This window comes from Desulfobacterales bacterium, from assembly GCA_030066985.1.
Classification (GTDB): domain Bacteria; phylum Desulfobacterota; class Desulfobacteria; order Desulfobacterales; family JAHEIW01; genus JAHEIW01.
On the sequence record JASJAN010000031.1, the window covers coordinates 63,349 to 74,335 of the forward strand.

Here is a 10,987-nt window from a genome sequence, read left to right on the forward strand (position 1 = left end):
CGATAGAGAAGGAAGTGCCAATGAAGCTGAACAGGAAAACAAAGATCGTGCTTTTACTGTGCTGTATGGCCCTGGCTATTGTATGCACGGGGGTTGCGGTTGCCAGCGAGCCCCACGATGGCGAGACTATTGCCTTTCCCCCCAGCTTGGACAGTTACGGTGATGCGGATATCAAAAGTATCGGAGCCATCTTAAAAAACCGCATTCAGCAGGAACCTTTCAATCTGGTCGCCACCCTGATTTTCATCCTGGCCATTTTGCATACATTCTCGGCCAGCAAGTTTCTGGCCATCGCCCATAAATGGGAACACGAACACGCGGAAAAAATCAAAGCCGGCCAAATCAAACCCTATGAGGTCCACCTGGGGGCCCGATTGTTTCATTTTTTTGGCGAAGTGGAAGTCATCTTTGGTCTCTGGGCCGTTGCGCTGGCGGTGGCGATCATTGGATTTTACGATTGGCACACCCTGGTATATTACGTCAGCCACAAAGTCAATTTCAACGAAGCCATGTTTATCGTGGTCATCATGACCCTGGCTTCCACCCGCCCGATTCTGCGGTTTGCCGAGGCAGCCATTGGCAAGATCGCCGGCCTGCTCGGCGGCACGCTAAGCGCTCAGTGGCTGACCACCATGACCATCGGCCCGCTGTTGGGATCCTTTATCACCGAACCAGCCGCCATGACTTTATCCGCCCTGGTGTTGGGCCGCGTCTTATACGAACTGGAGCCCAGCGACAGCTTTAAATACGGCACCGTGGGCCTGCTGTTCGTCAACGTTTCCATCGGCGGCACCCTGACCAATTTTGCAGCCCCGCCGGTGTTGATGGTCGCCGGCCCCTGGGGCTGGAGCACTGGGCACATGCTGGCTCATTTCGGATTGGAAGCTCTGGCCGCCATCCTGATTTCCAACACGCTCTATTTTTTCTTCTTTCGCAAGGAACTGCGACGATTGGAGGAAAAATTTACAGTGGTGCGTCTAAAAAACCAAATCCAGCAAAAATATTTAAAGCACAGGGAAACACATACCCGCTTCCGGGAAATCATATCGACAGTTGAAACTGAACTGCAAACGGAAGGCAGGGTCCATAAGGAGGTCGAGGCGGTCGCGGCTGAAGTCAAAGAGCGGCTTGAAGCAGGCCTGGTTAAGGAACTGTCCAATGAAAAGGTGGATGAAGACCTTGTGCGCCAGGCCTTTGACGAGCGCTTTCAAGAGATCAAACTACGCGCCCTGCGTGAGGACCTACCGCGCCTTTTGTCGCCGGAGGAGCGCGGGCTGTTTCATGATCCCGATTGGGACAAGCGTGACGACCCGGTACCGGGCTGGGTAACCGTCGTGCACCTTCTCTTCATGGTCTGGACCATTGTCACCGCCCACCATCCACCCCTGTTCATTGCCGGGATGCTGTTTTTCCTGGGCTTTTCCATCGTAACCGAGCCTTACCAGAATCGCATCAACCTGAAACCGGCGCTGCTGGTGGGGTTTTTCTTGGGCGGACTGGTGTTCCACGGCGGGGTGCAGGCCTGGTGGATTTCGCCGATTCTCGGCAATCTGAATGAAATCCCACTGTTGCTGGGAGCCACTGCCCTGACGGCGTTCAATGACAACGCCGCCATTACTTATCTAGCCACCCTGGTGCCGGGATTCACCGACAGCCTCAAACACGCGGTCGTGGCCGGGGCGGTCAGCGGCGGGGGTCTAACCATCATCGCCAATGCTCCCAACCCCGCGGCGGTGTCGATACTCAAGAAATATTTCAAAACAGGCATCGGCGCCGGCGGGATATTTCGTGCTGCTATATTGCCCACGCTGATTATACTCCTGATCTTTTTAACGACTGCATTTTTATAATTAGCGGATAAGGTCTTTGAAAAAACAGGGACGAATCAAAAAGTCGCTCAAAAAAATAATCCATTTTTTAGAGATTATACAACTGAATCAAAACTTGGGAGAACACGATGGCTGATCTTACCATCCCCGACGGGCTGAGCGGTCATGAAATCATAAATGATAACTTATACAATAAAGGGACAGCCTTTACCCATGCCGAGAGGATGGCCTTGGGGCTTGACGGCCTCCTGCCGCCGGTGGTGGACACCATCGAGGCACAGGAAGCCAGAGTCATGGAAAATTATGACAAAAAACCCTCTGATATAGAAAAATACATCTTTCTAATGACCTTGCTGGATCAGAATTTGACCCTATTTAACCGCGTACTGGTCAATCACCTGGAAGAAATGATGCCCATCATTTACACCCCCACGGTGGGGGAGGCCTGCCGGGAATACTCCCACATCTTTCGCAGGCCCCAGGGAATATTTCTAACGGCTGATGAAAAAGGACGTTATGCGGAGCTGCTTGAGCAATGGCCTGGTAAAGACGTCCGGGTCATCGTGGTCACCGATGGCGAACGGATTTTAGGGTTGGGCGATCTGGGAGCCTCCGGCATGGGCATCCCCGTAGGCAAACTATGCCTGTATGCGGCTGGTGCCGGTATCCCTTTTCAACACTGCCTGCCGGTGATGATCGATGTGGGCACCAACAATGCCGAGTTCATTAATGATCCGCATTACATCGGGCTCAGACAGGAGCGTCTACGGGGTGAAGCTTATGATGAAATCATCGAAGAATTCGTCATCGCGGTGCAGGAAATATTTCCCAAAGCATTGATTCAGTTCGAGGATTTTGGCAACCAGAATGCATTCCGGCTGCTGAAAAATTACCGTGACCGGATATGTGTCTTTAATGATGACATCCAGGGAACCGCCTGTGTGAGCCTGGCCGGTTTGTTAGCCGCCATGCGGCTTGGTCATCGCAATTTGCAAGATCAAACCTTCTTATTTATGGGAGCGGGTGAAGCTGGAACCGGAATAGGTCAACTGATCGTATCCGCACTGGTTAAAAGCGGGATGTCGCTTGCCGATGCCCGTCAGAGATGCTGGTATGTGGATTCCAATGGGTTGGTGGTCAAAAGCCGTGAAGGGCTGGCGGACCATAAAAAACCCTTTGCTCACGATCATGCGCCTGTGCCGGATTTTCTGTCCGCCGTCCAGGCGTTGAAACCCACTGCGATCGTGGGCGTATCTGCTCAGGCCGGTAAGTTTGATAAGCAAGTGCTGCAAACCATGGCTGAAATTAATGAGCAGCCCATCATTTTTGCCCTTTCCAACCCCACCGCCAATGCGGAATGCACGGCCGGCGAGGCCTACACCTGGACCCAAGGGCGCTGCCTGTTTGCCAGCGGCAGCCCTTTTGATCCGGTCACCATTGATCAAAAAACTTTCATCCCCGGGCAGGGCAATAACGCCTATATTTTCCCGGGTGTCGGCTTAGGCGTCATTGCCAGTCAGGCCAAACACGTCACCGAAGACATGTTCCTGGCAGCGGCTGAAACGCTGGCCAAGCAAGTCTCCCAGGCTGACTTTGAAAGCGGGCGCATATACCCGCCTCTGAATACCATCCGCCAGATTTCTTTACATATCGCCGTCGCCGTGGCCCAGCTGGCGTTTGAGAAAGGGTTAGCCCGTATTCAACAACCAGACAATTTAGCAGCCTTTATTCAATCGCAGATGTATGAACCGCATTATACATCGCATGTGTAATAGCCATTCAGAATCCCTTTTCATGAAAACCGGAGGACAAAAACAGGATAATGCCCGATAAATCATCAAAACCGGTCAGAAGCATATCTCAAAAAACAGGATTAATTTTAGGGCCGGTATTGTTTTTGATGGTAATATTAATTTTGGATTTAGAGCCGGGCAAACCGGTTGTCACACGTATGGCGGCGATCGCTGTTCTGATGGCCGTCTGGTGGATTACAGACGCCATTCCCCTTTTTGCCACATCCCTGCTGCCCATGATTCTCTACCCATTGCTGGGCATATTGAGCACCAAAGCTACAGCGCCCATTTATGTCAACAGCACCATTTTTCTGTTTTTGGGCGGTTTCATGATCGCTTTGACCATGGAGCAATGGAACCTCCATAAGCGGATTGCCGTATATATCATCCGCTTGATCGGCGGCGGCCCTTCCCGTATTGTTTTGGGTTTCATGGTGGCGGCGGCCTTTTTGTCCATGTGGATATCCAATACCGCAACGGCCATTATGATGCTGCCCATTGGCCTGGCCATTGTTTCGAAAATGGAATCCGATTTCGGCGCCAAAGAGACCCATAAACTCACCCTGGGCTTGATGCTGGGCATTGCCTATGCCTGCTCGGTGGGGGGGATGGCCACCCTTGTCGGCACGCCTCCTAACCTGGCCTTTGCGAGGATTTTTTCGATCACCTTTCCGGCGGCCAAGCCGATTGCCTTTGGCACCTGGTTTGTCATGGCGCTTCCCCTGGCAGCCGTTTTTTTGGTGGTCATCTGGTGGATGCTCACGAAGGTCCTCTACCGAGTTCCAGCGCATGTCACCATAGACAAATCCATTGTGAATAAGGCCTATAAAGAATTGGGGCCGATGAGCTTTGAAGAGCGCGTCGTGCTGCTTATATTCTCTTTAACAGCCGTGCTGTGGGTATTTCGCAAAGATCTGATTCTGGGATTTGTTTCCATCCCCGGATGGTCCAACCTGCTTCCCTATCCAAAACTGATCGATGACGGCACAGTGGCTTTGGTCATGGCACTGCTCATATTTTTTATCCCCACGCGCAGCGCGGATGCCGAAACCCCTACCCTGATGGGCACTAACGTGATCAATAAAATGCCCTGGCACATTGTTATCCTTTTCGGGGGTGGTTTTGCCCTGGCCAAGGGCTTCCAGAGCACCGGACTTTCAGCATTGATCGGCCAAAACTTTGCAGGTATCGGTCAGCTGCACCCCATCGTGATGATATTTATGATCTGTACGGTCATGACCTTTTTAACCGAAGTGACCTCCAATACCGCCACCACCCAAATGGTTCTGCCGATCTTGGCGTCGCTTGCCGTTGACATCAACATCAATCCGATGCTGCTCATGATCCCGGCCACCCTCTCGGCCTCCTGTGCCTTTATGATGCCGATTGCCACTCCCCCCAATGCCATCGTTTTTAGCAGCGGACGAATCAAAATCGCGGAAATGGCCAAAACGGGAATTATCATCAATATCATCGGTATCATAATGGTAACCCTTTTATACTTCATCGGGCCGGCCATCTTTAACATCGATGTAAATGTCTTCCCCGATTGGGCGCGGCAGATCGGATCTGGAACAAATTAAAACCTATCTCAAAAATGCACCTAATCCGCCAGAGGTGGAAAGGGAGTTCAATGGTCCGCCAATATCGTGGCAGATTACAAATCGATTCAAAATGCTCGGTTACTTCAGGTTGAACCCGTTACCCGCTTGTCCGCCTCCGGTGGGTTAGCCCGTCTGCCGGTTAGGAATATCAAATTAGACTTTTTTCCTTTTTAACGGGCATAACCGGCTCAACTGGGAACCGGCAAACCGAACTAGGTAATCTACTATTTTTGAGATAGGTTACGGTTCTTATTGGTTTACAGCCGCGGCTTTTGTCGACTTGAATCTATAGTGCCAATTCTTGAGGGGAGCAAATACAACTAAGTCACAATAAGAAATAACGATATGACCCCTAAGGCAGATACCCGCTAGGTTGGGACCAACGTCTTAGGCTTGTGAAAAAGCCAGGTGGCGAGGAACCGGATGCGGGTTTAAAATGAAATGAAGTTGATCATTTACTTATTTTGAACTCGGGCATATAGGTGCCCGGGGGGATGTCGATGCGAACGGAGTCGTTTTTACCAACGGTCTGATAATACCGTATCAACGTTCGCCGCAACAAGTCGACCTGGATGTTTACGATGGGGTCCATGTTGGGATCGAAGTCTGGCCCACGGCCAAATACTTCGGTCGCCAGAGTGCCTTCTGTAAAGTCGCGGGTTTTGCCGTCCAAAACCATGAGAACGATATATTTTAAAAGGGCAGTCTGCTGTGGTTTGGCACGAAAATCCGGATTGACCAGCATGAACTCTAGCTGGCTGAGAATATCAGACTTAGCGTGAGGCGGCAGCGGCGGGCCCTGTTCCATTAACAAATCTCCAAAATGTAATTCATGCACTATTTTGCTGAAAGCTCAAAACCGATAAAATTGCAAAAGATTTTGTATTATACACCGAATGCTAGGATCGTGTTAATCAGCTGAGATGCAATATGATAAAAATTGCTGTGGTCCTATCCTTGCCAGATCACGATGAGCGCGGACAAGTTTCAGAATATACCTTACTTGCGAAACCGTTTGGTAAACTGACATAAGCTTTCATATTTTAAATGAAACTTGCAAACCGCTCAGGCGAACTGCTTTTGAATAACGGCAAAGTATGCATCCCAGTCTTTAAAATTTAGCCAATTTTATAAAAAAATTAGTCGTTAATGTCAAATTTATTTATAGTTTTATAGGATAAGTTTGTTTTATAAGGTTTCAAGTTGTATAAGATGGTATATTGATCAAATGGTTTCTCACTTTAGCATTTTGCTGAAACCAGCTAAGTAATTATATTTATTCAAATTTTATAGAAAATAGACTTTTTGCGACCGTCGTGTCAGAAAGCTAACCCGAAAAAATATTTGCACATTGGCATAGTATTTATGGGAGGTGAGGATTGGTTACTCGTATTTTAATTTTCCGAATTTGTAACCTTCCAATCGGGGATGGCATCTAATTGTTCTTAAACCATTTGTTTATCCTAAATTTAGTGCACAACGGTCAAATAACATATTACTGACAGCATTATGTATTCCACTTTAAATTGTTAAACTTCCACAACAGTTTCTTGACAAATGCGTAAAAAATTAATTTATTACCCTACACCTAATCGCCAAACCCTAACCTAATGATTAAGAGAGCTGACTATGTTTGAAAACTTAGATCCCACTCTATTGGCACGCATTCAATTTGCGTTTACGATTTCATTTCACATCTTATTCCCGGCATTTACCATCGGGCTGGCCAGCTGGCTGGCGGTGCTCGAGTGGCGCTGGCTGAGAACCGGCAATCAGATCTACGCCGATGTTTATCGCATGTGGGTTAAAATCTTTGCGGTCACCTTCGGCATGGGGGTGGTTTCCGGTGTGGTCATGCCATTTCAGTTCGGTACCAACTGGTCCAGATTTACGGATGTCGGCGGCAACATCATTGGGCCGTTGCTCGGTTATGAGGTTTTGACGGCCTTTTTCCTGGAAGCTTCATTTCTGGGAATCATGCTGTTCGGCTGGAACCGCGTCAGCCCCAAAATGCACTTCGCTTCCACAGTCATCGTTGCGGTGGGGACAATGATTTCGGCCTTCTGGATTTTATCAGTCAACAGCTGGATGCAGACGCCACAGGGATTCCAGGTAGGCTCGGATGGACTGCTGCATCCCACCAGCTGGCTGGAGATCATCTTTAACCCCTCGTTTCCCTATCGATTCGTGCATATGATTACTGCTGCTTATCTGACGACTGCCTTTACCGTGGCAGGTATTGGCGCCTACTACCTGTGGAGACAGCGTCATGTGCAGCACGCCCGCGTCATGTTCGGCATGGCCATGATTATGGCTATCTTTGTTGCCCCCATGCAGCTCTTCTTCGGTGATTTGCATGGCCTCAACACGTTCAAGCACCAGCCAGCCAAATTGGCTGCCATGGAAGGTCTTTGGGAGACCCAGAGCGGCGCACCACTGGTCCTTTTCGCCCTGCCGGATCAGGAAGCAGAAACCAACAGATTCGCCATTGAAATTCCCAAGCTGTCCAGTCTCATCATCACCCACAGTCTGGATGGTGAAATTAAAGGGTTAAAGGAGTGGCCCAAAGATGAGCGCCCACCGGTGGCCCTTGTATTCTGGGCCTTTAAAATAATGGTTGGATTAGGTTCATTAATGGTATTAACCGGATTGGTCGCGCTTATTCTCCATTTTAAAAAGCAACTGTTTGATACCCGCTGGTTTCAGTTGTGGTGTATGGCACTGACACCGGCAGGTTTTATTGCCGTGCTGGCCGGATGGCATGTAACCGAAGTGGGCCGCCAGCCCTGGATTGTCCAGGGTCTGATGCGCACATCCGATGCCACCTCACCGGTGGCCGGGACATCCCTCGCCATTTCCCTGATCGCCTTTGTGATCGTCTATATATTCGTATTCGGTGCCGGCAGCTACTACATCTTGAAACTGATCGGCAAAGGACCCGAGGGTAAGCCGGAAGCCTATGGCGACCATGGTGTCGAAAAACCACCGATTGTCACGGACGTAGCCGGTGAGAAAGGAGACCAGCATGTTTAGTTTCGAAAGTTTTGTGGATCTGCCGATGTTATGGTTCGGAATCATCGCCATCGCCATTTTCCTGTATATTCTGCTGGACGGTTTTGACCTCGGCGTGGGCATCCTTTTTCCGTTTGCACCGACCGATCAGTGCCGGGACCGCATGATGAATTCCATTGCCCCATTTTGGGATGGCAATGAAACCTGGCTGGTGCTGGGTGGCGGCGGTCTGCTGGCCGCCTTTCCACTGGCCTTTGTCATCCTGATGCCGGCGCTGTATATCCCGATCATCCTCATGTTACTGGGACTGATTTTCCGCGGAGTGGCCTTTGAGTTTCGCTTCAAAGCCAGCGGCAAATCCCAACGCATCTGGGATGTTTCCTTTCATTTCGGCTCCGCTCTCGCGGCGCTGATGCAGGGGATGATTATCGGCGCCATCGTGCAGGGCATTGAAGTCGAAGGCCGCAGCTATGCCGGCGGGGCTTTCGACTGGCTCAATGCTTACAGTCTCATGAACGGAGTGGGTCTGTTATTCGGCTACGCCCTGCTGGGCGCCACCTGGCTGGTGATCAAAACCGATGGTGAAACCCAGGCCTGGGCCCGCAAAAGCGCCGCTTATGCCATCGGTTTTGTGGCTTTGGCTCTGGCGGCCGTCAGCATCAGCGTACCGATCATGAACCCTGCGATTCGATCGCTATGGTTCAGCATGCCCAACTTCTTTTTGCTGGCGCCCATCCCGACTGCCAGTGGGATCATGCTGGTCATCATCTGGCGCGATCTGCACACCGACCGGGAGGTGCGCCCGTTTTTACTGAGTTTCGGCGTGTTTCTAACCGGCTACCTGGGTATTGCCATCAGCATGTGGCCCTATGTGGTCCCCTTTGCGGTGACCTACCGTCAAGCGGCGGCCACGCCCGAATCCCAATCCCTGCTGCTGGTCGGCACCGCTGTTATGTTGCCGCTGATTCTGGCATACATCGGCTACTGCTACTATGTTTTCAGGGGAAAAGCATCCCATGAACATGAAAGCGCCTATTGATAAAAAGCGCCAATGGTTGTGGTTTGCGGCACTGTGGTGCGCTGGCTTGCTGGCCGCCTTTATCCTGAGCTATGTCGTGCGCTGGTTGGTTGCCAACACCTAATCCCAGAGTATTCTGTTTCAATCTTTTTTATTCAACCCACAGCCTGGCAGAGGCGACTGCCAGGCTTGCTGGCGGCTAAATCCAAATGGGGAGCCCGTTCGTGAGCAAAAAGGTCGCTATATACCGCGAAAGTTTTAATCCGCCGGGTCGCCGCCACCGGCTTGTGGCTGAGGCGCTATGCAGGGAGTTTGACGAAGTGATCGTTACGCCCTGGCACCGCCTGCCCGGAGAGACGATTAAATACGACATCCCCCCGGTTTACCGTGCCACCATGATCGACCTCGCCTTTCAAAACATTCCAAAGGTGCGCATCGAGTTTTTCGATCTGGAGGCCGATGAGTACACCCCGGCAAGCAATATCCAGGAAAAGATAGCATTTAACGGCGATATCTGGATCGTCCTCAGGCCGGATATGATCAGAGGCGGCGCCGTAGGCGCGTCAAAAGTCCACAAATCGCGTGATGAGCGTTTCTGGAAAAACCAGCAATTCGTAATCGTCCGCAAGGTCGGCGAAAAAATCGACCCTTCCGACCTGCCGCCGCAGCATCGATTCCTCGACATAGAAGAAGGCATGGACAGTGAGGAGATTCGAAGCCGAATCTTCCATAAACAGCCGATCAGCGATTGCGTCGATCCCAAAGTCGAGGCCTACATCCAACGGCGTTCTTTGTATACCGGTATGCCGCAAACTCGAACGACCCATTTTCAGATGGACGAAGTGCGCCCCTTGATCGTTGCCGATGAGTGGAATAAAAAATCACAGGAGATGCGACAAAAGCTCCCCCAAGAGGACACCGCAGACCCCAATATCATTTTGGTTGTGGGAGGTGACGGGACCATGCTCCGTGCGATCCGAAAGCTCTGGCGCAAACGGTTGCCCTTTTACGGCATCAATACCGGCCACCTCGGCTTCTTATTAAATTCCGATCAGCCCCCCGATCTTATCGGCCAATCGCTGATCGTAGAGCAACAGTCCATGCTGCATGTTGAGACACAGGGTTTGAACGGCGAGCAGAAGATTTCTCTGGCTTTCAATGAAGCCTGGGTAGAGCGCGTCACGGGCCAGACAGCCTGGATTGAGGTTGTCATCGATGGACGGGTGCGCTTGAAGAAAATGGTGGCCGATGGCGTTCTGGTGTCAACAGCAGGCGGGTCAGCCTCCTACGCCCGTGCCATGGGAGCAGCGCCCCTGCCGTTGAGCACACCGGCCCTTCTGTTGGTAGGGTCCAATGTCTTATACCCTGTTTTCTGGCAACCGGTGGTTTTGTCCCTTAATTCCGAAGTAACTTTTCGCACCCTCGATTCTGAAAAGCGGCCCCTGAATGCTTATGTGGACGGCGTGCCTCAGGGCAAAATCTCGTGGATGCGTATCAAAACCAGCAATATCGCCGCTGCCGAGCTGGCCTTTGATCCCGGACACGATCCAGCTGAAAAGCTGGCCCGGATTCAGTTTCCCACCTCAGGTGAGGCGCAGTGAGTGGCAGTTGGCAATATGCGGGTTAAGCAGACTAGGGATTTCAGCTTATTTCAGACACGATAACCATTGCATATCATCTTTTCTAAATTCCTTGCGATACCCATTTGAAACCTTATGTTGAATAGGGTGC

8 protein-coding genes are annotated in these 10,987 nt (G+C 51.0%); 7 read left to right on the forward strand and 1 reads right to left on the reverse strand.

The window, feature by feature from the left end; genetic code table 11:
- Positions 1-20 precede the first annotated feature (20 nt).
- The 3 genes from QNJ26_15995 to QNJ26_16005 all read left to right on the forward strand — a co-directional run bounded on the left by QNJ26_15995 (position 21) and on the right by QNJ26_16005 (position 5,205).
- A complete protein-coding gene (locus QNJ26_15995) occupies positions 21-1,850 on the forward strand; it encodes a putative Na+/H+ antiporter (protein MDJ0987043.1) in 1,830 nt (609 codons plus the stop codon).
- 107 nt (positions 1,851-1,957) lie between these two features.
- Positions 1,958-3,601, forward strand: coding sequence for an NAD-dependent malic enzyme (locus QNJ26_16000; protein MDJ0987044.1), 1,644 nt, complete (start codon positions 1,958-1,960; stop codon positions 3,599-3,601).
- 50 nt (positions 3,602-3,651) lie between these two features.
- Complete coding sequence (locus tag QNJ26_16005) at positions 3,652-5,205, forward strand: SLC13 family permease (GenBank protein ID MDJ0987045.1); 1,554 nt, start codon at positions 3,652-3,654, stop codon at positions 5,203-5,205.
- Between the two features lie 472 nt (positions 5,206-5,677).
- On the opposite strand, the gene QNJ26_16010 is transcribed toward QNJ26_16005, so the two are convergent.
- Positions 5,678-6,034, reverse strand: a complete 357-nt coding sequence (locus QNJ26_16010; protein MDJ0987046.1) for a hypothetical protein — start codon at positions 6,032-6,034, stop codon at positions 5,678-5,680.
- Between the two features lie 821 nt (positions 6,035-6,855).
- Here QNJ26_16010 and QNJ26_16015 point away from each other — a divergent pair.
- The 4 genes from QNJ26_16015 to QNJ26_16030 all read left to right on the forward strand — a co-directional run bounded on the left by QNJ26_16015 (position 6,856) and on the right by QNJ26_16030 (position 10,857).
- Positions 6,856-8,259 carry a cytochrome ubiquinol oxidase subunit I gene (locus QNJ26_16015; protein MDJ0987047.1) on the forward strand — a complete coding sequence of 468 codons (1,404 nt, stop codon included), beginning with the start codon at positions 6,856-6,858 and terminating at the stop codon, positions 8,257-8,259.
- The gene (gene cydB, locus QNJ26_16020) at positions 8,252-9,277 is read left to right on the forward strand and encodes a cytochrome d ubiquinol oxidase subunit II (GenBank protein ID MDJ0987048.1); all 1,026 of its coding nucleotides are present in this window, start codon (positions 8,252-8,254) and stop codon (positions 9,275-9,277) included. The genes QNJ26_16015 and cydB overlap by 8 nt, the downstream gene beginning before the upstream one ends.
- On the forward strand, positions 9,255-9,380 hold the full coding sequence (locus tag QNJ26_16025) for a hypothetical protein (GenBank protein ID MDJ0987049.1): 126 nt from the start codon (positions 9,255-9,257) through the stop codon (positions 9,378-9,380). The genes cydB and QNJ26_16025 overlap by 23 nt, the downstream gene beginning before the upstream one ends.
- A gap of 100 nt (positions 9,381-9,480) precedes the next feature.
- Positions 9,481-10,857 carry an NAD(+)/NADH kinase gene (locus QNJ26_16030; GenBank protein ID MDJ0987050.1) on the forward strand — a complete coding sequence of 459 codons (1,377 nt, stop codon included), beginning with the start codon at positions 9,481-9,483 and terminating at the stop codon, positions 10,855-10,857.
- Positions 10,858-10,987 lie beyond the last annotated feature (130 nt).